Source organism: Micromonospora sp. A202 (assembly GCF_006715105.1).
GTDB lineage: Bacteria > Actinomycetota > Actinomycetes > Mycobacteriales > Micromonosporaceae > Micromonospora > Micromonospora zamorensis.
In genome coordinates, this window is the sequence record NZ_VFMP01000001.1 from 4,397,606 (window position 1) to 4,421,895 (window position 24,290).

Sequence of the window (24,290 nt, forward strand, 5' to 3'; positions counted from 1 at the left end):
TGATGGTGACGGTAGTGCGGCGGTGTTGTGAAGTACCAGAGACGCGTTCACGACGTCTTGCCGACGTTGGCAGCTTGCGTGCCTCACGCACGTCGCGGTGAGGGGGCACGGCAGCGGGCCTGCTGGGGCTTCGGCTCGGTGCCCGCGTCTTGCATGTGAGACCGCCGCCGTCTTCGCCGCAACATCACCCATCCAGATCATTGGAGTTCGCTCAGTGTGCCCGGCAGGCGGTACGGCAAGCCGCCCTGAGCGGCTGACCGGTGCCGGTGCGGCCCATGCCGGTCATGGACTTGTCGGCGAGAAGGAGGGCGCAACGACGGACGGGAGATGGCCAGCAACCTCCGTGCCTGCGCGGCCTCGCCGACGAACACGGCGCCTCGGCGTCTGATGAACCGCCCGACTGCAGGGACCACCACGGCCGGCGGGGGTCAGAAGCTGGCGAGTAGGTCAACGACGTAGGGCTTAGTCCCCCGTTCGGACAAATATGTGGCTACGTCAGTGGACGTCCACATCGACGTTGCGTGTCAGAATCCGGCTGTGGACATCTTCAATGTCACGGTCGGCATCGTCGGTCTCCTCGCTGCGCTGTTCGCCGTCTACGTCTTCGTCGATACCAAGCGCAAGGAGGGAATCGAGACACAGAAGGCGGCCGAGTATCAGCAACGGCTAGCGGATCTGCTGTCCATGACGAACGCGGTCGCCAAGCAGGCAAGCATGATCACTGCACTCAGTGATCGCGATAGTGTCACCAAGAGTGAGCTCAAGCACCTGCTGATCGCGCAGCTCGCGACGGTGGAGAGCCTGCAGTCGAGTCTCGTCCGGACGCACGCGGTCGAGCAGCGCTGGGAGTTCGGTGTCCCGGCCACCTATCGCACCATCCCCGTCAGCGCTGCACCCGTTTCGCCAACTCCAAGCCCGGCGCCCGTGTCACCAAGGCGTCAGCCTCCCAACGCTCAGCAGACAACCAGTGACTAAGAATGCTTACACATTCGCCGCGCCGGAGTACCTGCGGCGGGCGGTCACCCCGTCCGACAGCGAGGACGCCCACGTCCATCGTGTCGGCGACGTGGTCCAACTGATCATCAGACAACCACCAGTTGAGATTCTTGCCCGCCACATCGGCGGGTTTGGCGCCGTGTATGTGACTAGGTCGACCGTCGACGGGGCAGTGTCTGCGGTCAAGACGCCCCGCATCGACCGTTACCGCGACAAGCGCACGCTCGACGACTTCGCGCGTGAGGCGACCCTCTGGCGCAATCTGCCGCCGCACCAATTCGTGCTGCCCGCACTGCGTGTCTTCCGTTATGATTCACGGCCGTACGTACAAATGCCGTACGTCTCACCGCTCACCCCATCTGGATCGACGTTGGCCAGCCTGCTCAGTGAGGGGGCGAGGCACGGCGGGCTCGCCAGCGGAATCCTTACGATGGTGGTCGGCCAATTGCTCCAGGCTTTGGCGTTTATGGAGGATGCGGTCCCTGAGTTCGCACACGGCGACATCAAACCGGGCAATGTGCTGCTTAACGCTCCGGGTGGATTGCTGTCAGACGAGATCAGCGCCCAGTTGTCGGATTTCGGGCTGGCCCGCGTCCTTAATGAACCCGGATCACCGGCGGGCATCTCGGGCGACTTGTACTACCTGCCGACTGAGTGGCTGCGGCCCGGAGCAGTGGTCGACAGTCCCGCTGGACAGCCGATCACGAAGCTTCAGGACCTGTACGCATTCGGCTGCACCGCGATGGAGTTGCTGCTCAACCTGCGCTGGCAGGCTCCCGATCCGGCAGATGGCCAGTGGCGGACGTTGGCTGATCAAGGTTTTACCCTCAACGATCTTCGGAGGGCGCGGCCCGACATCGGCGACCGCCCGTTGGGCGTCCTTTGGCGGTGCGTTGCCGTGCCCCCAGAGCAGGCCTGGTCCTCATTTCTTGAACTGACGCAGGCTTGGCAGGAGGCCATGGCCGCAAGACCGGGCGTCGTTTTTCGTGATTTGTCCTCGTGGACACGGCTCGGAGCCGACCTCGTTGCAGACTCCACGGCGGAGTCGAACGGCGCTTACAGTTACCTGACACGTTCCGGGACTGCAACGGTCGAGGAGGCTTCCCGGGTAGCGGCTGCACTTTGGGACGCCAGCCAGCTCCGAGCCGTCGGCCGCGTAGAGGAGTCGTCGGAGATCCTGTCGGAGATCCACCGGGCCTACCCAAGACTGGCGACGGTGGCCGCAAGCACGGCGCACGGTTTGTTGTTGCTGGAGGACCGCTGCACCGAGGCGGTTCCGCTTTATCGACACGCAGTCGATCTGTACCGGGCAGACGATCTGCAACGGGACCTCGATAGTCTCGGATTCGCGGCCGCTTGCACGACCCTTGCCCAGCTGTTGCTGCTCGAGGACAACGAGGACGGCGCCGCTGAGGCGGCGGCCATACTCGCCCGAGAAGCGATCGCCGCCGATTCCTCCATCGGGCTGACGCACATCACGCTCGCTTACGCACTCATGGCGCTTGGCGATTTCGACGGCACTATCGAAGCACTGAATCGGGCAGAACGACTCGACCCGGGGCGCAGCTCCATTAAGATCGCGAGACGGATTGCGCGAGGCCTAGCCGGGGGCGCATTCCTCGATCCGGTCGGCATCGACGACCTCGACCCGGATCAACGGGCACGGGCTCGGGTGTGGTGGGCCAGCCTGTCACCGCCGCTGCGGGAGATGAATCGGCTGCACGAAGTCGGCCGTTTCGATGACGCGGCCACCGTCGTTGCCGACGCAATAGGCCTATGTCGGCAGCAGGGGGACCGCGGCGGAGAAGCCCAAGGGCTGGCCTTTCTCGCAAACACTATGCGTAGAGCTGGGCGTCTCGATGAGGCCGCGGCGGCGTTTCAGGACGCCGCTGCGTTGTTCACCGCCATTAGTCGGCCCCACAGCGGGGCCGATGCGGCCGTCTCCGTGGGAAGTATTCGCTACGAACAGGGCCGCTTCGCCGACGCGGCCGCCGCCCTCGGTCAAGCGACCGGGGTCTTCAGCCCGGCAACCCAGAAGTTTCGGCGGGCACGCGCGGAACTGGAGCTGTCCAAGGCACTGGGCAAGCTGCGCCGGTGGGATGAAGCGATGGCGGCGGCGAGGACGGCTGTTCGCCTCCAGGGCGAGTTGGACGCGCCGGCCGACGAGGCGTTCGCGTGGTTCATATTGGGCGAGTTGCACCGCGAGGCGGGCCAGACGAAGGCGGCACTGGCACCTCTGCGGAAGGCGCTGGAGCTGTACCGGTCGGTAGAAGACGATCTAGGGGCGGGGAGCGCTCTGGATCATCTCGGACTGGTCCTCGCCGCCTTGGGCCGGCCGGCCCAAGGGCTGGACCTGTGCCGCGACGCGGTCACCCTGTTGACGGCTGCCGATGACAGGCATGCCGTCCTGGTCGCTCGTGGGCACATGGTGGCGCTGTTGGTGGGTGAGAAGTTGTTCGACCAGGCAATCCAGTTGGCCAAAGATGCCCTTGAGGCCGATCCGGCCGCCGCGACCGACCCTGGAGCCGCAGCGGTATTCAACAATCTCGGTCTTGCCCTTGCTGGGCGGTCTAGATTTTGCGAGGCGGTCGAAGCTCATCGTCGGGCGGCCGAGCTTCACGAGGCCGATCACAATGCGGCCCATCAGTCGCTGGCACTCAACAACATGGGTGCGGCCCTGCGGGCCGCCGGGAACCTTGACGGCGCCGCGGCGGTCTTTCGCACGGCGGTCCGGCTGGGCGTCCAGGCCGGCGATCCGGGTCGGGAGGCGTCCGCGCTGTTCAATCTCGGGACAGTCCATGCCGACGCGGAGGATTATCTGGCTGCCGAAGCGACCCAGCGCCGTGCTGCTGATCTCTACGATGCCGCAGGGGAAATCGAACAAAAAGGCCGTGCGCTGCATCAGATCGGTGAAGCGCTGAGTGCGATGGGGCGACTAGAGGAGGCCGCCGCCTCTTATGAGGCAGCGGTGGAGGCCCGCCGCCATGGTGCCGACCGAGTCGGCCTCGGACGGTCCTACTTCCAGCTCGGTATGGTTCGTCATCAGCTCGGGCACCACGACGTCGCCGTAGACGCTCTGTCCGAGGATCTTGCGATCTGCAGAGCGGTTGGAGACGTCTCGGGAGAGGCGCAAACCTTGTGCAATCTGGGTGACGTCTTCCGCGCCGCCGGCCGGCTTGACGATGCTGAAGCGGCGACTCGTTCCGCCGCTCAGCGATACGCCGACGCCGGCAACCACGCGGAGCAGGGCGAGACTCTTTATAGCTTGGGCCGGTATCTAGGAGAGCGGCAGCGTTCGGCAGAAGCCGAGCAGACTTTGCGTGAATCGGCTGAAGCGTTGGAGCGTGCTGGCGAGGCCGCTGTCCGCAGCATGGTGCTAACCGAGCTGAGCTTGGAGCTCACGCGGTCCGGTCAGATCGAAGAGGCAGAAGCGCAGTGTCGAACGGCGGTGGCGATGTCCAAAACACTGGATCAACCTCTTGTCGCAGGCTATGCATACATGGGACTCGGTGTCGTCCTCTCCGTCGCCGGAAACCTCAGTGAAGCAGTGCATGCATTGACATGTGCGCATGACTGCTTTGCAAAGAAAAATGAATCCGAACTAGTGTCCAGGACTAGCCAGTTGCTGGCGAACGTCACAGCCGCGATCACGGCGGGAGATGGCAGGCCCTAACGCGCTAGAGAAGATGGCTGGCGGGTCTTGGGGGTCCTCATAGGCGAAGATTCCCGCACACTCGCGACCTGGCCCGACCGTTTCGCGATGCCATCGCGGGGTTCACAGCTCACAATCGCCGGTTTGAGGGGTACGGCACTCGTCCGGCGGCACCACGGCGTTATTGGAGGGCTGATTCCGCGCGCAGCCGGGCCGGGACACCGTCGTGGCGTAACGAGATACGTCGACACAGTGGTCTTTGGCCCCTGGAGCTGCGTCGGGTCCAGATGGGGTGGGGAGTACGATTTTTTACGTTTCCGGGCACATCTCTAGGAAATTGTGGCGGTGCGACGTGGCCGTCACTCGAGGGGCGGCCGGTGCGGCGCGGCGCGGTCCGACGAGATCGCGGGCGCATCCAGCGCGCCTACCAGCCGTTGACAGGAGAAGTGCAACTGTCGTTCGCTGAGTGCCGCCCGCCGGCCCGACGGTGCCTGGATGAGCCGGGAGACCGCAGCATGAAATGCCAAAAGGCGCGTCAGGGCCGCCTCGTGACGTTGGTAGTGATGGGCGTGCTGCTCAGCGGATGCGCCATGCAGGGCCATCCGGAGGCAGCAGACACGACGCCGCCGGCAACGGGCACGACGGGGGCCGCAGTGCCGCTGGTGCCGGAGATGCTGATCGGCTCCTGGACGCTCGTGGACGTTGCCGACACCGGCGTGGGCAAGATCCTGCGCCTCGCAGACAGTGAACTGCACCTGATCGGCAGCCACTGCGGAACCCTGGGCGGATCCTGGCGGGCCAACGATGAAGGTGTGTTCCTCGCCGACGTCTGGTCGGCTTCCACGGTCGTCGTCGGAAGCACGCCTGGCTGCGAGAAGGCTAGTCAAGGAACACCCGGGTGGCTGCGGAGCGTGACCGCCTATCAGTTCGACGGGGCGGGGTTGCCCGTACTCTTGGACGGACGAGGGCAAGCGGTCGCCCGGCTGATCCCCGGGGCGACACCGACCCCCGAGCCCGACAAGGTCGACTCCGTGCTGGAGCCGCCGGTGGTCACCGACGAAGCGCGACGAGCCCTGGCACCAGCCGTCGCACTACCGGCGACGCTCGTTCCCGCCGATCAGCGCCAGCCGATAGGCCGTTGGGCGCCCGAGAGCGGACACAAGGCGGCCCACCTGGAGTTCACGGCCGACGGTGAGTGGCACGGATCCGACGGCTGCAACGACCAAAGCGGTCGGTGGATCACCGCTTCCGGCGGCGCCCTGCTCGCCACCGCAAGAGCAGCCACATTGGCCTTCTGCGCCGACAGCGTGCCGATCGAACAATGGGTCACGACGGCCAGACGAGCCGGTTTCGACGGCAAGGACCTCGTGCTTCTGAACGCCCACGGCGACGAGACAGGTCGGCTATCCCCCACGAACTGAACGCCGTCCTGCAACGGCCGATGCCACGGCTTCGCGGGCCGCTGGCCGGGGTGCCCATTAACCGCGCGCCTACACGAGGCCCGCGCGTTGCGGTCCACGGAGCTCAAGCACGTTGACTGAGCGGGATGGAACGCAGCTCTCGCTCGAGTCCAGTTGCTGGGGCCTCCAAGCATCGTGGATGCGGCCCTTAAGCTGGACCCGGCCTTCTGGCGCAGGGGCCCTGGCATCCGGGAGAACGCCGACGAGGCCCGGTTGATGCCAGTTGTGGGATGAGGTTGGGTTGCGGCGCCTTGAGTTCGTCAACGCAGCCCGGCAGCAGCTTTGCCGTAGGCTGCCTCCCTTAGATCGCCTCGTCGCTAGAACAGAGCCGACGAAGCTGCCTGCCCTGCGGCGTCCATAAGGTGGCGACGGGTATGCAGGATGTTAAGCGGGCAGATGGCGACCGCCGTCAGCTTCGGCAGGAAGCGCGGCGTGCCAGACCCTCATCACCACGGTCAACGCCGGCTTGCGGCAGCTGCTCGTACCAGCAGCCATGCTCGGTCGGGTCATCGCCGGATTCGGCACTGTCGCCAACAGCGCATCCCCGCTGGCGCAGTCCTGGGCGGGCTCATCGCGGCCGGTGCCGGCCTGCGGGCGCCGATGGTCGCTGGAGGCGTCATCCTCGCCGTGGCGGTGGCATGCGCGCTTCCTGCCCTGCTCCGGAGCGCTGCCAACGACTGATCAACAACTGTTCGGACGGTGGTTACCGTGACGTAGGGATGGTCCCGCACATCGTCCTTTTGCCGGAAATCCGGCCACTGTCTATAGTGCGCAGCACGGCCCTCAGATGAAGGTTCCTCCCTCAAGGGAGGGGTCTGATTCTTGGAGGAGTCCCGTATGTCGCCGACCACCCGCGCACTGTCGTTCGCCCTCGTCTTCGTGACCGCGCTGCTGGTCGCCAGCTGGACCGGGTTCCTCGTCTGGCTCAACACCCACAAGCCGGTCGACGCGATCCTCCAGTCCGGCGTTGCCTTCGCCGGCACGGTCGGCTTGAGCCTGGCCATCTGGGCGGCCTATCGGCAGAGATGACCTCGCGCTGGGCCCTGCGCCGTAGCGGCGCGGGCAACCGCTGCTGCCCGCGCCTCCACCACCGGTCCTACTGGGCTGCGCGGGCCCGGTCGACGTCGCGCTTACTCATCCCGAACAGCGCGTTGGGGCCGCTTGGACCCTTCCACGGGTACCCGGCCATCAGCGCAGCGGCGATCAACTCGCCGTTGGTGACGTACCGGCCCGTCGCGCTCTCCACCACGTGCTTCATGCCGTAGCTGCCGACCGTCGGGGTCTTCACCGGTGCGATGTTCGTCCGGAGCCACCCACGGATCCGCAGCACGACGTCCTCCCGCGCCCGCAGCTGCTCCCGCCCATCGGCCACCTCCTGCGCCCGCTGCTCGACGGGAGTACCGAAGTACGCCCCGAACCCGAATCGCTGCAACGTCGGGTGAGCCTCCATCACCTCCGCCAGCGTCAACGCCGGGCCGAGCTCCACCGCCGGACGGGCGGCCGGAGTCGCCGGCACCGGACGCCGCTGGGCCGGCAGCGGCGGCTCACCGCGGCGTCGCCGGCAGGTGGCGTGGTCACAATCCTGGCCGGTGGGCACCGAACGGACCGTCAACCGGCGCAACGCGCCGGCCCCGTCGAGCTTTGCGACTATGCCGTCCAGGTGCTCTGCCTTCGTGACGTAGAACGTGCCGAAGGCCAGCCACAACCCGCGCTGCTCGGGTGGCCCCTCCTGGAGGGCGCCCGCTACGGACCTGGCAAGGTCGTCCAGCGCCCACCACCGGTCGCCCTGGCTGATGTTGACGGCGATCAGCGGCCCATGCTCGGCCACGAGCTTCGCCCAAAGTCGGCAGGTGATCGGCCGGTTCCAGCTGGCCATCGGCGGCAACACCGCCACCTTGTCCGTCGCGGGCGGTAGCGGCTCGCTGGGTTGCGGCACCTGCCACCGGGCAGCGGTGTACGAGCCGCCCGTCGCGGCCCGCTGCAAACGGATTTCAACCTTGCGACGTCGGTTCCTGGTCATCGTGCGCTCCATCACGCGAGACGCCACGTCACATCTCGCCATGGGTGCAGTGGCCTACGTCGAGTGAGATGCGCGATTCGGAGAACCTACGGCCTCGGCGCGCCGATGGGGACGTGGCCCACGACGCTCGGGTCTGGCAGGCGCTACTGCCGGCCATCACTCTACCCGGCGGGCGGCGAAGCCGACACTCCACAGGTCACCCTTGCAACGTCGAGTGCGCGGATGCGGTATGTGGTCTGCGGTGATGGCGCGGTGGCTCGGCGTCTGGTCATCAAAGCGGCGGGCCGCTTCGGTGTCGCGGGTACCGTGGTCGCACCGCGAAGGGGAAGCAGGTGCTGCACTTGGACGCGGTTGCCCCGATCCTGTGTCTGTGCAGGACTACGCTTGGAGCGTTGGTCGATATCTGAGGCCAGTGTGATTTCGGTGCGATGCCTGCCAGAATGACACGATGGCTGACGACGCGGGTGTCGCGACGCTTCGTGAGGTCGTGACCCGGGCCGCCCGCGCGATCGCTGACGGAAGCACTCACGCCAAGCTCGACGAGGACCTGGCCGAGGCTGGACTCCCGCCATCGACAGGCGGCGAGACCAAAGCCCAGCGTGGCGCAAGCAGCGCCGCAGCGGTCCCGGACGAGCGACTCCGGGCGGTCGCCATCGGTCTGGTCGAACGGAACACCGGCCTACACATGATCGACCGCATGACGATCCAGGATCTCGTGTGGGCCGACGAGCATCCTCCTCCGATCCCGAAGCGGACAGGACGCGACCTCGCCCGGGCCCTGCCGGGGCAGATCCTGGTCGATCACGCCCAGCGATTCCATAACCTCCTGGCCACGCTAATTGACCTTGGCCGCGGCGGCATCTTTTTCGGCTTCGAGGACACCAGTCTCAGCGGGCACATCGAACGGCACTTCTACCGCAACGACGACTGGACCGTCGAGCAGTTGTTCGACGAGCTGGATGCGGTCGATCACGCATCTGACCGCAGATTCGCCCTCTTCCTCGAAGGCATGGTGTCCGGCGAGACCGTGCCGGACGAAGACGCCCAACGCCAACTGGTCGACACGATCAATCCGCGGCTGGCCGCCATCGGGCTGGAGCTTCGGGAGACAGGCAACACCGACGGCTACCCGACTTTCCACCTGGTGGCCACCGGATCCAGGACCGGCCGACCCAAGCAGCTCATCTTCGCGTCCCCGAAGAACCATTGCGGTTGAAGGCCAGGACGACCGCGGACGTTATGGGGATCGTGTGCGGCAGCGGCATCGTCTAGGTTCAGCCGAGTGATGACCATGTACACACTGCGATGCCCCGGCTGCGAGGAGCCATTCAATCTCCGGCTGGGGATTGGGCCAGCAAAGATGGCTCGTTTCTATGCACCGTGTCCGCACTGCAGCTTGCCCATTCGGGGACGGTCTCACGGGCAAGATCTAGAGTCACATCGGGTCGAGTTCGAAGCTGAGGCGCTGCCGAGCGAAGCCTCGCTGGATGCTGATTTCGTTACCGTGGATCCAAACGTTCCGTCCAAGTACAACGCTGCGCAGCGAGGTGAGCTCGGCACGTTCCCCACCATGACCCTGGTGCACCTGGTCGGCGACGAGCGAGCAGGGGCCCTTTTCGAGACGTTTTCGAGGAGTAGAACTGCTGCCGAGGAACTCTGGCCGAAAGTGCGACGAATTTACGAGTACTACCTCGTAGAAGATTGGAAAAACTTCGACAAGGCCGGCAGAGCTGCATTCGATGACTGGCGGGCGAAATCGACGACTCATGAGCGAGCCACTATGGCACACCAAGCCGTTGCCATCGCGACCATTTCAATGACGGATGGCATCGACGATTCTGCTCGACGATACCTTTACAGGTTTCACGTCAAGCACACCAGTGCCCTCAGGTCATCGGCATACATCCATTCCGCTCGCGCCGACGTTGCGTCCGGGCTGGTGCCGGGTCTGCAGCGCAGCGTCTTCGACGTGATCGACCGGTTCATTGGTCACTTCGAGGCATGGCAGATGGGCGTTTTGCGGCGGGTAATGCCCCCTGATCGTCTGCCGCTACTTAGGGAACTAACTCTGTTCCGCGATGAGTTTGATATCCTCCGAGACCTCTATCAGCAGGGATTTGAGACGGCCTGCAAGACCCTGAGGTTCGCCGTGGCAGCACAGAACACCGTGAAGCGCCAAAGCCCAGGTGACTTTGGGACAGATTTGCCGAACGGGGTAGACCTGAAGGCGAACCCAACGTCACTCAAGGCGTTCGACGACAAACTGAGCAACGCTGCGCGCCTCGCCTTCGTTCGGCAGGTACCAGGGTGGCAGGATTATGCAGCTCTCCTTAACAACCGGACTCGGAACGCGATCGGCCACGCCGCCGCTCGACACGACCTTCGAACTGGACGAGTATTCAGCGACAAGGAGCCCGCCGGAGTTCAATATCTTGATCTAGTTGCCGACGTCTTCGGAGTATTCGACGCGCTCTGCACCTCTCTCCAAGTGCTTCGCGCCGTCCGAGTCGTTTCGTCGCCCGATTTTAAGAACGCTCCCTTATAGGTCGCTACGAGGCGACGACTCACAGACAGGCGATCTACTCTTGTCTGCTGGCGCCCACTCCGTCGCTGCTGACATCTGAAACGCGCCCATAGGTCACCACCACATCGTTTCCCTCCAAGCGCCCTCAGATCAGGCGCGCAGCGACAGTGCCATGGCCCTCATGGTCGGATCGCGGTAGCTCGCCGCGGGTATCTGCCCGCGCCGCGGGCGAGGGGACACACGGTGGGCGGCTCCTGACCAGGGGAAACGCCCGTCCCGCAAATGTTCAGCAGGCGATCACAGCAAGGCACCCGTGCGACCCATTCTCAAGCCCTAAAAGAGAGAAGCCGCAGGTCATCAGCCTGCGGCTTCGATAAGAACACGGTTTAGGAAACCGATGCTCTATCCCCTGAGCTACGGGGGCGCGAGCGCACAGTCTCGCGACCTGGGCGTTCACCCGGGGGTGGCAGGGATTGGCCCACGTTCACCTACGTTCCCCGCACCGCCGTTCGCGCAGCCCAGGACCACACCCCGAGCACACGAACCCCGGTTTGCGACCGGCGGTCGGCCGTGGTGACCCGCGTTGGCACCGGTTCACCCGGGTTGGCATCCGCTGGAGAGCACAGACCGCGCACATCATCGAAGATCATGTGCGGCTGCCCGCTCCCCCTGCTGGGCGTCGCCTGCCACGGGGGATTCGGCCAGGTCGCCATCAGCCGCGCAGTGGCCTGGTCGTCGTTGTCGCGGGTCAGGTCCGCCGGATCGAGGAAGACGACGTCGATGTCACGCACGGACGGCGGGTCGAAGCCGCGTCGTCCGTCAACGGTACCCGCGCTCGGGTGGCTCATGGGGTGATGAGGTCGGCTACACCGTAGTGGCTCCACCAGGTAGACCGATGTCTGCGGAGTTCGCCCCCGACGCGGGTCAGCAGGAGCCAGTTGCCGTTCTGAACCAGCGCCGCGTCCTCCTGCCGGGCAGCCAACACACGGGCTACGGCCTGCATCATGTTCGGGATCCCCTTGTCGACCACGTCGTCTGCCCGCATGGAGAAGTCGATGTCGACGTACGTCTTCGGCTCCCACTCCCAACGGGCACCGCCGTCGGCCTCGGCATCGAAGTAACCCTGGCTCCCTGAGGAGACGGTCAGCGCGTACCCGCGGGTCTCGTAAAGGCGAGCACTGAACAGCCGCAGGCTGGTGCCGCTCGGCCTGGGCTTCTCGGCGGCGTCCGCCGCCACGAGATCAGCCACGTGGTCCAGGGGCAGGTCACCCGCCAGGGTCAACCTGAACTCGACAGCCATCTCTGGGCCTCTCCTCAGTCTCGACGAACGATTTGCACGATCGCGCCACTCGGCGTTACCGCGACGAGTTCTTTCAGCCTCTCGACGGGCCAGGTGTCGAACTGTGTCCGCAGGGCCGCGAGGTCTCCGTGCCAGTCGTGCAGGTTCAGCACCACGCGTTGGGTCTGCTCCTTGTCGACCTTGGCACGGACCTCGCTCCAGACACCCCGTACCGGCTTGCCGAGGGTGGGCGAATAGCAGTCGAACACGTGACCTTCGATCAGGTAATCCGGGTCTTTGTTCGGGTTGCCCGAGTCGCCGGTACGGAGCCGGGCGTCGGCGATCTCCTGCCTGGTGGGGTTCTGGTGGACCCGATAGCTCTTGCTGGCGACTATATCGGCGCATTCGTTCTCGAGCTCCAACGGACGCCGCCCGTCGTCGTCCAACCGGGGTGGAATTCTGGTTCTCGGACCGGTCGGCGTCCCGCCCGGGACACCGGTTGACTGTCTGGTCCAAGACGTGCCGTGGTCGTCGTCAGCGGACGTGGTGTCGCCGGCGGCATGAGGTGTCGACGGCGGGTCACCGCGCTCGGAAGGGGTAGGGCTGGCCGGTGGGTGACCGCCAGCCCCTGTCAGTTTCCCGACGACCCCAACTGCCGGGCCTGCGCGATCGCCGCTTCGATGGCTTGTCGGGCGCCGCCGGTGCGCTGAACGACCAGCACCAGGACCTGCTTGATGGCCTCCAGTGCCTGCGACAGCGGCCCGGGCTGCCCACCCTGCAGGACCACGGCGACGAGCTGCTGCGCCTCCCCGACTCCGGTGATGGCCCCGGCCGCCGCGTCACGGGCGGCGTCCACGGCGCTTAGCACGGGCGCCAGCCCGGCGATCGTCTCCTGCGGGGTGGCCTCGTTCGGCACCGCCGCAGCGGCCTTCGTCGCCTCACCGACCGAACCGGCAAGACTTCCCAGGCCGTCGTGGATGCCCGTGATCGCGTTACGCACCCGCGCTACACCCGCCGCCACGGCGACGAAGCCTGCGCCCGCGGCCCGCAACGCCACCTCCTGTGCCTGCCTGTCAGCAGCGGCTGCCAACCCCTGTGCACGTTCAGCTCCGGTCATCATCGCGCGGAGCTCACCGGTGATCTTCTCGATCTGCGACACGTGGCCGGCATCCCCAATCGATGAAAGCGAAAGTGCTCGACAGCTGAAACTACCGGGCTCCTTGCGAGGCCACCAGACACCCGGAGGGGTAGTCGGCACCGCAGACAGACCCGCTAACTCTTGGTCATCTCTACATCTGCGAACAGATGCCGGGTGTCGTTGTGGCTGGTCAGGGTCCATCGCCAACCAGCGGAGGGCCGAGTCCAGGAGAGCGGTTGCTGTACCCAGGTGGTGACGCTCGCGTGGTACGCCGCGACAGCCGCGGTGGCACGGCCGGCGATAGGCACGGCCAGGAAATGGCGGAAGGCGGCATCGATGGTTTCGCCGTGGCCGACGACGAGGACGCGCTCACCTACATGCCGGGTCGTGATCTCGCCGATGGCGACGCTGGACCGATGCAGGTAGTCCCGCCAGGTTTCGCCGCCGGCTGCGAGCGGACGGTCCGCATCGAGGGCAGGGATGTCCCCGTACTCAGCGACGACGTCGGTCCACGGCCGGCCGTCGGCGGTGCCGTAGTCCTGCTCGGTGAGATCGGCGACGGTCTCGGCGTCCAAGCTGAGGTACGCGCCGATGATCGCGGCGCTTTCCTGGGCTCGACGCAGCGGCGTGGTGTAGATGGCGTGTATCGGGCGCTCGTGGTGCTCTTGACCGAGTCGTTGGGCTAGGCGTTCGATCTGGCGTCGGCCTCGGTTGGTCAGTCCGCGACACCCTTGCGGGCCTCCGACGATCTGTTCGCGGTTGCAGTGGGCTTCGCCGTGGCGGGCAATGATCAGTTCGGCGGGAAGTGTCATGGTCGCTGGTCCCGTTCTCAGCGTCTGATGAGGGTGTCGTAGAACCGAAGGCACTGGGCGGCGTGGTGGACGGCGCTGAAGCGGCGGGCGTGGCGGCGTGCAGCGCTGGCCAGGGCCTTACGGTGTTGAACATCGTGGATGAAGCGATCGACCGCGTCTGCCAACGACTGGGGATTTGCGGGCTCCATGACCACTCCCGCGTCGCCGATCAGTTCGGCCATGTTGGCAACGTCCGTTGCGAGGACGGGCACACCGTGGGCGAGGTAGTCGGCGACGGCACCGCTGCCCTGGAAGGTCGGCTGGGCGTGGTAAGGGAAGATCCCGAATTCCGTCGCCGTGACGAGCGCCAACCGAGCGGCGGCATCGAGGTACGTTGGCACGACGCGCAGCTGTGTTGATCCGTGCGTGGTGCCCTTGACCTCGGCGGCGAGATCCAGTCCTGCCTGTGATGGGTCGTCCCAGAACGGGCCCGCGACGATCATGCGGCCGGGTTCCTTCGTCCGCTTACATGCGGCGATCAGGTTCTCGGTGTCTTTCCAGGGGGCTGCGTAGCCGTAGAGGCTGCCAAGCGGCCGGGGCTCCGAGGGTTCCAGGGCTGCGGCAAGATCCTTCGGGTATCTCGGCGGGGTGCCCGATGGGATGGTGGTTGGCAGCCAGGAGACAAGGTGTGGTGCGTGGGGTCCAGCGAGGGTCTCGAGGCGCTCGGCGCCGTAGGCGCCGAAGCATACGAAGGCGTCCATTCCGGCGACTCCCCTGTTCACCGCCTCGCGTAGGTCCGGCTCGGGGATGTGGTCGGTGAACAGGGTCCAGTCGAGGCTGTGTAGGTGGTAGACGGCCGGAGGTCGGCGGGCCGGCCACAGTTGGGGTAGCAGTTGTTCGACGTCAAGGTTGCCGAAGTGGACGGAGAGCAGGTCATACGTGTTCACGTCGACGTCGGCAAGCATGCCCTCGGCCTCCTGGCGGACGCGCTCGGCCGTCCAGAATCGGTCCTGCTCCTTGTCGTAGGGCACGCCCGACGAGCCGAGGCGGTCGACCTGCACGCCGAGGAATCGCAGCGCGGCGGTGAAGACGTCGAGGTAGGGCGGGATGCTTCCGCCGGTGTGGTGTGGGCCGATCAGCAGGATTCGCACGGCTCACCTGGCGACGAGCGCTCGGTAGAGCCGGAGGCTTTCGGCCGCGTTGGCTGCCCAGTCGAAGTAGTCGGGGAGGCGGCCGGCCGGGCGTTCGGCCCGGGTCAGGATGTCCTCGAGGTGATCGAGGTCGCGGTACGTGTAACCGCCGCTGGCGGCGAGCAGCTCGGGCGCGGTGCCGAGGTGCTCTGGCAGCAGGACCGGGGTGCCACAGGCGAGCGCCTCGGCGATGGCGAGGCCGAAGCCTTCCCAACGCGACGTGGACAGCAGCCAGTCCGCCGCGCGGTAGAGGCCCGGAAGGTCGGTGTCATCCAGATCTTGAAGGACAGTGAGTTCGCTGCTGGCTGACGTGACCGGCGCGAACGTTGGTGAGTGGCCGAGCAGCACGGAAATAGAGGCAATGTCCCGAAGCCGGGTCGCGGCGGTCTCGAGCACGTCCCAGCCCTTCATCGGCGTGACCTTTCCGACCCATATGAGCCGGAGGCGCCCCGCCGGATCGGGCGACCATGGCGAGACTGTCTCTCCGGCCGCGAGGAGGTCGGGTATAGGTCTGCGGCCTGCCACGTGGCCGTCGGCCCCGAGGTCGATGTAGAAGCCGCTGGCGGGCGTGGTTGGCCTCCCAGGATGGAACCGTTCGCGGTCGACTCCGTTGGCCACCGCGAGTGGAAGAGGAATGCCGTACTCCGTCGCGAGATCCTGGGCCGCGTACTGGCTGACGGCGATGACCTGGTCGGCGGCCTGGACGAGTTGGTGTTCGTCGCGAGCGAGGTCGCCTGCGTGGAGGCGGACGGCGCTGAACTCGCCGCGTACAAGGACGGGGGCCCGGTCTTCGCGAGGTCTGGCGAGATACCGCAGGGTCTCCGCCTCCCAGGTGGAACAGTCGATGACGTCGGGCCTGACCGCGTCGAGGGCGTCGGCGACGGCCTCGCGGTGCCGAACCAGGTCTTCGGTGCGGGGAAGCGAGACGACGGTGACGTCCTTCGACTGCAATGGGTGGGGTGACTCCTGCGTGATCATGGTTACCGATGCGCCCAGGTCGGCCAGTTGCCGGGCCAGGGACCGGTAGAGTGTGCAGATGCCGCCGCGGCTCACTTCGTGGAGGTCCCGGTGGACCAGGGCTACGTGGATCATGCTGACCTCGCCGCGGCGAGCCGTTGTAGGCGGATGCTGGCCGAGGTCCAGGCGGCCTCAATGATCGGCAGACACCGCGTCCGGGCCGGGTCGTCCTCGGGCAGTTCGTGGTGCAGGCGCAGCTCGCGGGTCAGGACCACAGCGAGGTTGAGCGCGAATGCGGCCTCGATGCCCGTCTCACTCACGATCGCCTCGATACGCTCACGGATCAATGGCGTACTTGCGCCGACCTGGGTGTGGAGCATCGCAAGGTCGAAGCCAGGAAGGAACAGCCCAGTGAACTCCCAGTCGACTAGCACCGCCGTGGTCTCGGCCTCGTCATCGCTGTCGGAACGGCCGGAATTGAGGAGGATGTTGCTGGCCAGCGGGTCGCCGTGATTGAGCTGTGCCGGCGCGTCGCAGCGGGCCAGCAGACTGTCCAGAGCCTCTCGCTGGCCCTCAGTGAGGTACCCCTTGACCTGGTACCGAGCCACGCGGTCGGAGTAGTCGAAGGTGGGTGAGAACCGGACGGCGGAGTAGGTCCACTCATTCAACGCGGTGATGCAGTCCAGGATGGCATCGACCTCCCGGGTATCGAGCTCACGCTGGGGGTAGCGTTCGACCGCGAGGGGCGATGCGTCGACCCATTCCAGGACCAACAGCCGGTCACGGTCGGTATGGAGCAGCCGAGGAACGCGGACAGGCGGGGTGGTGTCACCGAAGACCTCGTACACGTCCAGCTCGTGCCGCCACCTGGCCGCCCAGAACGGGTCCGGGTCGATCAGATATTTCACCGCTGCCGGTTCGCCGCGGAACGAGCCTCGCGCCAGCAGGGTCTTGTCCGTGCGCCGTAGCACCGTGTCGATGGTCAGCCCGATCGTGGCTGCTGAGCCAGGCAGATCAGGCGGCGTGTGCGACATCGGCGGTCTCCTTGATCGAGTCGATGATCCGTTGGCGAAGGCCGGTCTCGGAGCGCTCCCCGTGCCAGACCGCGGCGATCTCTGCGACGCAGCGTTGAAAGTACTGGTCGCTGAGCGGATGACCGCCCGCCAGGCGCGCCAACGAGTGCCAATACATGACGGCGATGTACAGCCGGAAGTGCTGCGCCTTGGGCGTGCGGGCGGGCCAGCGACACCACATCTGTTCGGTCAGGGTCCCGAAGTGGGCGAGGGCATGCCCATCGCCGACGGTCGCGCCGACCATGCTGGCCTCGCTCGCGATGCGGTGGTAGACGACGGTGGGCTCCGGGACGTGCACGAACCGGTAACGATGCTCGCGGGCCAGACGCAGCCACATGTCCCAGTCCTCAAGCGCGGGAAGGTCAGGATCGAACCGGGCCGACTCCGGTGGGCGCCGAAGCACCGCGGTATGGACCGGCATGAAGTTGGCCACCGACAGCAGGTCCGGATCGAACAAGAACGTCGCAGGGGTGCTGCTGAATGCCGGCGGGTTCGTGGAGTCGACGCGCGCTTCCTGGACGACGCACACCGTGTACGCGAGGTCGGCATCCCCCGTACTCAGCGCTGCGAGGGCTGTGCCGAGGTGGCTGGGCAGGAAGATGTCGTCGTCGTCGAGGAAGGCGAGGTAATCACCTCGTGCGGCCTGAATGCCGACGTTGCGCGCTGAAGGAAGACCACCGTTCTGGTTGAGATCGATGAGGCGGACAACGAGGCCCTGCTCGCGGGCTGCGTTCGCGACCGTACTGACGTCGCATCCGCCGTCATTGACGACGACTACCTCGACGGAGCCGGGTACGGCGCGCTGGGCGGCGACGCTGGCCAGGGCATGCCACAGAGGGCCGGGTCGGTTGAACGTGGGGATTACGACGGTGACGAGGGGTTTCATGCCAGTCTCCGATTGGCGGCGAACTCCAGGATCGGGGCCGGATCACCACGGTGAGTCCAGCGAACGACTGTCGACCGCTCTGCCAGGGCGGTGACGATGCGGCGGGCGTCAGCGAGGTACTCACCCCGGCCACGCTCGGCCCGCGGAAGGTACCGCTGGTTGAGCGTCGGATCGAACATCCAATCAGTACGCACGTGAGCGAGAAGCTCCGTCACGGGATCCGCGACGGGTTCGGGTTCGCCAGCGTCGCCCGGCGAGTAGCTCGCTAAGACGATCAACGTCGTAACCGGGGAGCGGCGGGAGCCGAGGTCTACCGTGATCGGGTTTTCGTGACCCAAACGGCGGTACGTGTAGAGCACGCGCCGATCGAGCGAATAGACCTCGGATCTCGACGACGCACGATATGCCTCGACATCGAGCCCGTCACGATCCCACGGCTCCGGCAACGCGCTCTCGAGGTCCAGAAACGTGCCGATCTTGAGCGGAATCAGCGTGGGAAGCGACGTCAACGTTAGGGTGCCCGCGCCGTCACGCCCATACATGATCAGGTGGTCGTTGGACACATACCGCATCCCGTGCCAGAGAGCGGCCTTCAGCGCGAGGGTGGTTTTGCCGCTTCCCTTGTCTCCGACAACAACGATCGTGCGGGCCTGATCGACGACCGCGGAGGCGTGCAACATCGTGTACCGCCGCTGCTCGCAATGGTCGACCAGGACTTCCCGTACGCATTTCCGGGCAGTGATCGAGAGGCTCTCGGCGGCCTCGGCGCGTAGATGGACCGTGCGGTCAGAGCGGTCTATCCGCCAGGAAACGCCCCACTGGTTGGTGTTCGCATCTGGTTCTGGCAAGCCAACCTGAGCGTCGACCGTCCAGCCGTGGCCCGGCCGGGCGGCGCTGGTCACGGTGTAGAACTCGCCAAGATGGTCGAGGACCGATTCTTCATTCGAGGTCACCTGCACCTCGACCGGCCCGACCGCGAATCGACACGCGTACCTCATGACGCCTCCTTGACCGAATCGCGCAGCCGCGCGGCCCGGACGGTGACCCGGACGCCTTCCGCGAGCGGAGTCGTGGGATGCCAGCCGAGCACGTCACTCGCACGCGAGATGTCCAGCGCCATACGCCGCACCTCACCTGGCAGCGGATCGGCATGCCGTGGAGCGCCGGTGCCGGCTGCCTGAGAGACCCATCCAGCGATCTCGCCAACGGTCGTCTCGACGCCCGAGGCGATGTTGACCAACCCGAGGCCACCAGTGGTGCAGGCGGCGGTCACCGCCTCGGCAACATCGGCGACGAACACGAAATCTCGCGTTTGGTGGCCATCGCCAAAGATTGCCAAGTCCGCGCCCGCCATCGCGGCCTGCGCCATCAGGCCGACGACGCCGCACATCGGGCCAACTTGGCGCGGCCCGTAGACGTTGCCCAACACGAGCGCCGTGTAGTCGACGCTCCGGTGATCTCGGTACCAGTCGAGGTACTTCAGTGCCGTCGCCTTGCTCAGCCCGTACGGGCTGGTCGGCGCAATCGGCGCGGTCTCCGCAACAGGCAGGGCGTCGCCATCCACCGTGCCGTAGATCGCGCTGGTGGCCGCGTATACGACGAGCCCGGTCTCTGCCTCGGCGCACGAATCCAAGACGTTCACCGTTCCCCGGATATTGATGTCCGCGTCGACGAGCGGCGACCGTGTCGAGGCCGGCAGGTTCGACTGCGCGGCGAGATGGACGACGATCTCCGGCCGCCACAGCCGTATAGCCTCGGCGGCCTCGGCCGACCGCACGTCACAGATCCGAATGTCCGCATCGGTCAGGCCGCCGCTCAGGCTATCGTCCAAGTTCTCTATCCGGCCCGTCGAAAGATCGTCGATGACCTTGAGAGTCGCGCCGGCCGCCAGCAACCGGGCGACCACGTGGCTGCCGACGAAGCCGGCGCCACCGGTCACGACGATCGTCGACTCGTTCAGCCCACCACCTGCGCCAAGCCGCAGAACGGTATCAACCATGTGCCCTCCTCAACTCCTTCGATTCGCGTCGCCTCGACCCCCGGAAGGTCCGGCATGGTCGGTCACGATTGGGAGTTTGGGCTTGTCGTCGACATCAGGAAATTGACGCGACCCGTGGTCCGAGTCCACGGGCGTCGGACAACAAAGCGGTGGGACCAGGTCACGCGAACTTCCATCGAAATCCATTACCCTCTGGTCATCGCAGATCGACGACCAGTGGGGGGCGGGGTGGCTCGGCGCAAGACGTTCGACGTCACCGGCGTCTCACTCCCGTTCTGGCGGCGCGATGACGTGCGGCTCGCGCTGGCCCGCCGCGAGATCGGGACCCTCTTCAAGATCTACCTCGAAGCGCACCCGGACTGCACGCAGACCCAACTCGCGCTCCTGACCAGCCACGACCGGTCCGACGTATCAAACTTCATCCGAGGAACGCGTGGCCCGCGCGTCACTGACATCGACGTGCTCGCCCGCGTCGCCGATGGGCTCCTCATGCCCGACGAATCCCGCGTGATGCTCGGCCTCGCCCCTGTCGATGTGGCCATCTCCGCGTTCACCGCACCGAAACAGCGCGGGGCCCGGGTTGGCGACAAAGCCGCGGTGACAACCGGGTGGTTCCGGCCCCCCCGATCCGAACAACCACTACGCATCTCGGTCTGCGGAAGCCGATCACCAGACGCGGACGACAAGGCGATCGACGGCTGCATCATCGCCGCGAGCCGATGGCTCATGAACCACCGCTTCGACGTTGACCATGGACCGCGAGGCGTCGGCATCGAGATCATGACCTACATCGCCAATCACTACCGCCCACCCAGCCTCGGTGCGGCCGTCGGCGTCTTCGGCCATCCGAACGTCGTCCGCAACGCCGACTACGTCCTCGTGTTCGGTGGCGGTCAGGGCACGCTGGACGAGATCGACCTTGCCGTCTCCATGGACAAGAAGATCATCCCTTACGGTGCCACGGGCGGAGCGGCCCGCAGCGCGCTCAACCGGATGCGGATCAATCTACGATTGCGCGAGTGGATCACGCAGGACCTATTTGACTCGCTGGACTCATGCGCCATCGCTGACGAGTTCATAGAACTCGTCGAGCGGATCATCGCCACAGACCGTAGGAGTGACATCCGTGAGTGACCGACCGTACGTGCTGCTCAAGTGCGCCATGTCCCTCGACGGCTACATCGACACGGCCGGCCCCACTCGACTCATCCTCTCTAACGAGCAGGACCTCGACCGGGTCGACGCGGTGCGGGCCGCCTCCGACGCGATCCTCGTCGGATCCAACACCATCCGCCGAGACAACCCCCGGCTCATGGTCCGGTCTGAAGCCCGCCGCGAAGCCCGGACCGCCGCCGGACTCTCGGCCACGCCGGTCAAGGTCACCGTGAGCCGCGGGGGCGACCTCGATCCCACCGCGGCGTTCTTCACCACCGGTGAAATCGAGAAGATCGTGTACTGCGAGACCAGCGCGATCGCCAAGCAGCGGGAACACCTCGGGTCCGTGGCGACGGTCGCCGACGGCGGCGACCCGCTCTCATTCCCGCGCGTATTGGCCGACCTCGCCGGACGCGGCATCGCTCGGCTCCTGGTCGAGGGCGGCAGCAGCGTACACACCGCACTGCTGACGGCGGATCTTGCCGACGAGCTACACCTTGTCGTGGCACCCTTCTTCGTTGGCGAGGCTGACGCTCCCCGGTTCGTGAACCCGGGGTCATTCTCATGGACATCAACAAGCCGGGCCCGCCTTGCCGAGGTACGACAGGTCGGAGACGTCGTGTTCCATCGCTACGCCCTCTCCGACCGCTTCGCGTCGATCGGCTGAGTGCCCGCCGGCATAACCGCGACGATTGACTCGCTCTCAACGAGCATCCGTCAGTCGAAGATCACGAGATCGGGACGGCTGCCGGCGGTCACTTCGCTATCCGCTTCACGCCCGCCCTTCACGGGATCGATTGTCTCCCACCGGGCGGCCCAGGCCGGGAAACGAAGGCTGCGCCAAACGCGCCCCGAGACCGCCCGGGGATCACCACACGGTGAGCCATGTCCAGGGGTGAAACAGCCGTCACGGAGGCGTCGGCTCGCTGCGGTGGGCGGCGAGTACGGACCCGACGATGATCGCCGCGAGCCCGAGGATCGCAGCCATGCTGATCTGCTCGCGCAGGAAGGCCACGCCGAAGGCGACGGCGAACGTGGGTGAGAGATAGAAGGCGAGTGCGGCGCGGGCGGGTCCAATCTGGGTGATGAGTTTGTAGAAGAGCGCAAGCGTCGCGCCCGTGCACGCGATACCGAGCACGAGCAGGGCCGCTGTCGCTTCCGAGCCGGGCAATCTGCTTGGAACCGTCGCCGAGGCGGGCACGGCCACGGCTGCGGTGGTGACGAGCATGGCGGAGGTGGCGACACCGAGCGGCGGAGCCTGGGCATATCTGCGATGTATCAGCATCGCGCCTGAGGCATAGCAGACCGCCGCGACGAGGATGAGTGCGCCGCCGAGCAGCGCCAGCCGGCCTCCACGCAGGTCGACGCCGAAAAGCAAGACCAGGCCGACCAGGCCGAGGAGCACCCCGGTCAGGCCCTTCCAGCCTTGCGGGCGCTCGTCGGGTGCGAAGCGGAGGGCGAGGAGCGCGACGAACAGTGGCTGCGCACCGACGAGGATGCCTGCGACGCTCGCCGACACGTACTGCTGGCCGTAGGTGAGCAGCAGCAGCGGTGCAGTGGACTGCACCAGCACCGTCTCGATGATCGCCCGAGGGTTGCGCCAAACGGGCCGAAGCGCGTCCCGGCGTATCGCGAGGGGAAGCAGCAGCAGCGCGGCGAGGAGCACTCGGCCAAGGACGACGAGCGCTGGCGAGAGATCCCGCAGAGCGACGGTGATGAGCGGGTACACCGCGCCCCAGAGGGCGGACAGGATGACCAGTTCAATCCAGGAGCGGCGGGTCACAGCGGGTCGGAGCGGGTCGACGTACGCACGCGCTCTAGTTAATCAGCACCTCTCGGTAGAGGCTCTGCACGCAGTCGAGGCCGGTCCAAGGCAGCAGGTCGATCATGAGCTGCCGTAGGCGCTTGCGGTTGCGCTCGGATCCGGTCCGGCGCGCGAGAATGTCAGCCTGGGTGGCCGCATGGCAGGCCTGCTCGATCTGGTTCATCTGCATGTACGCGACCGCGAGGTCGATGAGAGTGCCGGAGCGCTCCCGTACGAAGTCAGCGGGAAGCAGGGTCAACGCTTCGTAGAGCGAGCGGGTCGCCTCGGTGGGACGGCTGAGCCGGGTCAGGCATCGACCCTTGAGTCGGGCGGCGTGGCAGTCGGCGTTGAAGAAGCTCAGCCAGACGGGCGTGTTGGCCGCGCTGACGCCGTCGAAGACCCGTTCGGCTTCGGCCAAGGCGGTCATTCCCCGGCGAGGCTCGTCAAGGAGGCCGTACGCCTCACCGATTGCCTCACCCAGCCAGGAGTTGACAGCAGCCGGCATGCCCTGCCCGCCGACGTCACGGGCGGTGCCCAGCAGGCTGAGGGCGGTACGGCCGTCGCCGCGGTGCAGGTGGATCTGGCTGAGAACGCCGAGACCATACGAGTGCAGAGCTCGGTCGTTCGCCTTCTCCGCGAGCGAGATTGTGAGCCGGCAGAAGCCATGTGCCTATTGGTAGCGCTGAGCGTCGATGGCGAACCAAGCCGCGAGCTGGGCGGCGTCGCCCGCCGCGCGCAGTAGCCGGCGATGGGTGCCGGTGTTGGTCGTGCGGTTGCTGACCTCCAGCATCCGGTGCAGGTGAGCGCCGACATCCGCGCTCACCCGGCCGGAGCCCTCCCGGTAGTCGAGATGCCGGTAGGTGTCGGTCAGGATCTCGAAGTCCTCGACGATCCGATCGGTGACTCGGCTCAGGACCGTGCCGGCGGGCAGCGGAGCGCCGGTCATGCGCTCGCCGGTCGGCCCGCCCGCGTGCGGCTCCGGTTCGTTCGCGCGCAGGGCCGCTGTGTCGAGGTGGCTGTGGTCCTCGCCGCCAAGCAGGTCGCCAGCGGCGCACCGGTAGAGGAACGCCAGTTTGTTCAGCGTGTCCAACGACGGTGCGCGGCCCGCCGGGCGCGGCCAGATTTCCCAGTACGAGATCTGCTTGGCGGTCTTCGGTGCGTCCGCGTCCCGCCACTGCTCGTTCCAGCGCTGCGCCACGTCAGCCTGCGTCAGGCCGTGCGCGAGGCGGAAGGCCACCCGCGGGTTGAAGCGGTACCGCTTCCGCCAGTGCGAGGCGATCTGCCGGTACGTCCACCCGCTGGCGCGAAGCTCGTCGGCCTCTCGCTGGTAACTACGCGCGCTCCTCGCCATCCCCGCCTCCTCCTC

Annotated in this window: 22 protein-coding genes; 8 read left to right on the forward strand and 14 right to left on the reverse strand. The window is 66.4% G+C overall.

Annotation, left to right across the window (positions count from 1 at the left end; all coding sequences use genetic code 11):
* Positions 1-537 precede the first annotated feature (537 nt).
* The 4 genes from FBZ33_RS32850 to FBZ33_RS20295 all read left to right on the forward strand — a co-directional run bounded on the left by FBZ33_RS32850 (position 538) and on the right by FBZ33_RS20295 (position 7,137).
* On the forward strand, positions 538-975 hold the full coding sequence (locus FBZ33_RS32850) for a hypothetical protein (protein WP_185755367.1): 438 nt from the start codon (positions 538-540) through the stop codon (positions 973-975).
* Positions 968-4,669, forward strand: a complete 3,702-nt coding sequence (locus FBZ33_RS20285; protein ID WP_185755368.1) for a tetratricopeptide repeat protein — start codon at positions 968-970, stop codon at positions 4,667-4,669. The genes FBZ33_RS32850 and FBZ33_RS20285 overlap by 8 nt, the downstream gene beginning before the upstream one ends.
* Before the next feature lie 542 nt (positions 4,670-5,211).
* Entirely contained in the window at positions 5,212-6,069 is an 858-nt protein-coding gene (locus FBZ33_RS20290; RefSeq protein WP_185755369.1) for an META domain-containing protein, read from the forward strand.
* Positions 6,070-6,945: 876 nt separating this feature from the next.
* Positions 6,946-7,137, forward strand: a complete 192-nt coding sequence (locus tag FBZ33_RS20295) for a hypothetical protein (protein ID WP_141910299.1) — start codon at positions 6,946-6,948, stop codon at positions 7,135-7,137.
* A gap of 67 nt (positions 7,138-7,204) precedes the next feature.
* Here FBZ33_RS20295 and FBZ33_RS33090 read toward each other — a convergent pair whose 3' ends face one another.
* Complete coding sequence (locus FBZ33_RS33090; RefSeq protein WP_221629496.1) at positions 7,205-8,128, reverse strand: hypothetical protein; 924 nt, start codon at positions 8,126-8,128, stop codon at positions 7,205-7,207.
* Between the two features lie 448 nt (positions 8,129-8,576).
* Here FBZ33_RS33090 and FBZ33_RS20305 point away from each other — a divergent pair, with 448 nt between their 5' ends.
* Together FBZ33_RS20305 and FBZ33_RS20310 are read left to right on the forward strand one after the other, a co-directional pair.
* Positions 8,577-9,344 (forward strand): hypothetical protein, encoded by a 768-nt coding sequence (locus FBZ33_RS20305; protein ID WP_141910300.1) that lies wholly within the window; start codon positions 8,577-8,579, stop codon positions 9,342-9,344.
* A gap of 354 nt (positions 9,345-9,698) precedes the next feature.
* A complete protein-coding gene (locus tag FBZ33_RS20310; protein WP_141910301.1) occupies positions 9,699-10,673 on the forward strand; it encodes a hypothetical protein in 975 nt (324 codons plus the stop codon).
* Between the two features lie 823 nt (positions 10,674-11,496).
* On the opposite strand, the gene FBZ33_RS20315 is transcribed toward FBZ33_RS20310, so the two are convergent.
* The 10 genes from FBZ33_RS20315 to FBZ33_RS20360 form a co-directional block, all read right to left on the reverse strand.
* Positions 11,497-11,952, reverse strand: a complete 456-nt coding sequence (locus FBZ33_RS20315) for a SitI3 family protein (RefSeq protein ID WP_141910302.1) — start codon at positions 11,950-11,952, stop codon at positions 11,497-11,499.
* A gap of 14 nt (positions 11,953-11,966) precedes the next feature.
* Positions 11,967-12,377: a hypothetical protein gene (locus tag FBZ33_RS20320; protein ID WP_091434016.1), complete on the reverse strand. Its 411-nt coding sequence runs from the start codon at positions 12,375-12,377 to the stop codon at positions 11,967-11,969.
* 185 nt (positions 12,378-12,562) lie between these two features.
* Positions 12,563-13,090, reverse strand: coding sequence for a DUF6244 family protein (locus FBZ33_RS20325; RefSeq protein WP_141910303.1), 528 nt, complete (start codon positions 13,088-13,090; stop codon positions 12,563-12,565).
* A gap of 113 nt (positions 13,091-13,203) precedes the next feature.
* Complete coding sequence (locus FBZ33_RS20330) at positions 13,204-13,881, reverse strand: histidine phosphatase family protein (protein ID WP_141910304.1); 678 nt, start codon at positions 13,879-13,881, stop codon at positions 13,204-13,206.
* A gap of 17 nt (positions 13,882-13,898) precedes the next feature.
* Positions 13,899-15,011 (reverse strand): glycosyltransferase family 4 protein, encoded by a 1,113-nt coding sequence (locus FBZ33_RS20335; protein WP_141910305.1) that lies wholly within the window; start codon positions 15,009-15,011, stop codon positions 13,899-13,901.
* Between the two features lie 3 nt (positions 15,012-15,014).
* Positions 15,015-16,142, reverse strand: coding sequence for a glycosyltransferase family 4 protein (locus tag FBZ33_RS20340; protein WP_141910306.1), 1,128 nt, complete (start codon positions 16,140-16,142; stop codon positions 15,015-15,017).
* Complete coding sequence (locus FBZ33_RS20345; protein ID WP_141910307.1) at positions 16,139-17,041, reverse strand: phosphotransferase; 903 nt, start codon at positions 17,039-17,041, stop codon at positions 16,139-16,141. Before FBZ33_RS20345 ends, FBZ33_RS20340 begins: the two co-directional genes overlap by 4 nt.
* Positions 17,022-17,966 carry a glycosyltransferase family 2 protein gene (locus FBZ33_RS20350; RefSeq protein WP_141910308.1) on the reverse strand — a complete coding sequence of 315 codons (945 nt, stop codon included), beginning with the start codon at positions 17,964-17,966 and terminating at the stop codon, positions 17,022-17,024. Before FBZ33_RS20350 ends, FBZ33_RS20345 begins: the two co-directional genes overlap by 20 nt.
* Complete coding sequence (locus FBZ33_RS20355; RefSeq protein WP_141910309.1) at positions 17,963-18,964, reverse strand: hypothetical protein; 1,002 nt, start codon at positions 18,962-18,964, stop codon at positions 17,963-17,965. The genes FBZ33_RS20350 and FBZ33_RS20355 overlap by 4 nt, the downstream gene beginning before the upstream one ends.
* The gene (locus FBZ33_RS20360; RefSeq protein ID WP_141910310.1) at positions 18,961-19,965 is read right to left on the reverse strand and encodes an NAD-dependent epimerase/dehydratase family protein; all 1,005 of its coding nucleotides are present in this window, start codon (positions 19,963-19,965) and stop codon (positions 18,961-18,963) included. Before FBZ33_RS20360 ends, FBZ33_RS20355 begins: the two co-directional genes overlap by 4 nt.
* A 228-nt stretch (positions 19,966-20,193) precedes the next feature.
* Between FBZ33_RS20360 and FBZ33_RS20365 the strand changes: the two genes are divergently transcribed.
* Both FBZ33_RS20365 and FBZ33_RS20370 read left to right on the forward strand, forming a co-directional pair.
* Positions 20,194-21,099 carry a hypothetical protein gene (locus tag FBZ33_RS20365; protein WP_141910311.1) on the forward strand — a complete coding sequence of 302 codons (906 nt, stop codon included), beginning with the start codon at positions 20,194-20,196 and terminating at the stop codon, positions 21,097-21,099.
* Entirely contained in the window at positions 21,092-21,787 is a 696-nt protein-coding gene (locus FBZ33_RS20370) for a RibD family protein (protein ID WP_141910312.1), read from the forward strand. Before FBZ33_RS20365 ends, FBZ33_RS20370 begins: the two co-directional genes overlap by 8 nt.
* A gap of 240 nt (positions 21,788-22,027) precedes the next feature.
* Here the strand turns inward: FBZ33_RS20370 and FBZ33_RS20375 are convergent, their stop codons facing one another.
* The 3 genes from FBZ33_RS20375 to FBZ33_RS20385 all read right to left on the reverse strand — a co-directional run bounded on the left by FBZ33_RS20375 (position 22,028) and on the right by FBZ33_RS20385 (position 24,275).
* Positions 22,028-22,903, reverse strand: coding sequence for a DMT family transporter (locus tag FBZ33_RS20375; RefSeq protein WP_141910313.1), 876 nt, complete (start codon positions 22,901-22,903; stop codon positions 22,028-22,030).
* 34 nt (positions 22,904-22,937) lie between these two features.
* Positions 22,938-23,429, reverse strand: a complete 492-nt coding sequence (locus FBZ33_RS20380; RefSeq protein ID WP_141910314.1) for a hypothetical protein — start codon at positions 23,427-23,429, stop codon at positions 22,938-22,940.
* A 165-nt stretch (positions 23,430-23,594) separates the two neighbouring features.
* The gene (locus tag FBZ33_RS20385; RefSeq protein WP_141910315.1) at positions 23,595-24,275 is read right to left on the reverse strand and encodes a hypothetical protein; all 681 of its coding nucleotides are present in this window, start codon (positions 24,273-24,275) and stop codon (positions 23,595-23,597) included.
* Positions 24,276-24,290: the final 15 nt, after the last annotated feature.

Excerpts from the sequence above, each read along its gene's own strand:
- FBZ33_RS20290 (WP_185755369.1), top strand. The coding sequence starts at position 5,212 with ATGGGCGTGCTGCTCAGCGGATGCGCCATGCAGGGCCATCCGGAGGCA.
- FBZ33_RS20295 (WP_141910299.1), top strand. The coding sequence starts at position 6,946 with ATGTCGCCGACCACCCGCGCACTGTCGTTCGCCCTCGTCTTCGTGACC.
- FBZ33_RS33090 (WP_221629496.1), bottom strand. The coding sequence starts at position 8,128 with ATGACCAGGAACCGACGTCGCAAGGTTGAAATCCGTTTGCAGCGGGCC.
- FBZ33_RS20305 (WP_141910300.1), top strand. The coding sequence starts at position 8,577 with ATGGCTGACGACGCGGGTGTCGCGACGCTTCGTGAGGTCGTGACCCGG.
- FBZ33_RS20310 (WP_141910301.1), top strand. The coding sequence starts at position 9,699 with ATGACCCTGGTGCACCTGGTCGGCGACGAGCGAGCAGGGGCCCTTTTC.
- FBZ33_RS20315 (WP_141910302.1), bottom strand. The coding sequence starts at position 11,952 with ATGGCTGTCGAGTTCAGGTTGACCCTGGCGGGTGACCTGCCCCTGGAC.
- FBZ33_RS20330 (WP_141910304.1), bottom strand. The coding sequence starts at position 13,881 with ATGACACTTCCCGCCGAACTGATCATTGCCCGCCACGGCGAAGCCCAC.
- FBZ33_RS20340 (WP_141910306.1), bottom strand. The coding sequence starts at position 16,142 with ATGATCCACGTAGCCCTGGTCCACCGGGACCTCCACGAAGTGAGCCGC.
- FBZ33_RS20345 (WP_141910307.1), bottom strand. The coding sequence starts at position 17,041 with ATGTCGCACACGCCGCCTGATCTGCCTGGCTCAGCAGCCACGATCGGG.
- FBZ33_RS20350 (WP_141910308.1), bottom strand. The coding sequence starts at position 17,966 with ATGAAACCCCTCGTCACCGTCGTAATCCCCACGTTCAACCGACCCGGC.
- FBZ33_RS20355 (WP_141910309.1), bottom strand. The coding sequence starts at position 18,964 with ATGAGGTACGCGTGTCGATTCGCGGTCGGGCCGGTCGAGGTGCAGGTG.
- FBZ33_RS20360 (WP_141910310.1), bottom strand. The coding sequence starts at position 19,965 with ATGGTTGATACCGTTCTGCGGCTTGGCGCAGGTGGTGGGCTGAACGAG.
- FBZ33_RS20380 (WP_141910314.1), bottom strand. The coding sequence starts at position 23,429 with ATGCCGGCTGCTGTCAACTCCTGGCTGGGTGAGGCAATCGGTGAGGCG.
- FBZ33_RS20385 (WP_141910315.1), bottom strand. The coding sequence starts at position 24,275 with ATGGCGAGGAGCGCGCGTAGTTACCAGCGAGAGGCCGACGAGCTTCGC.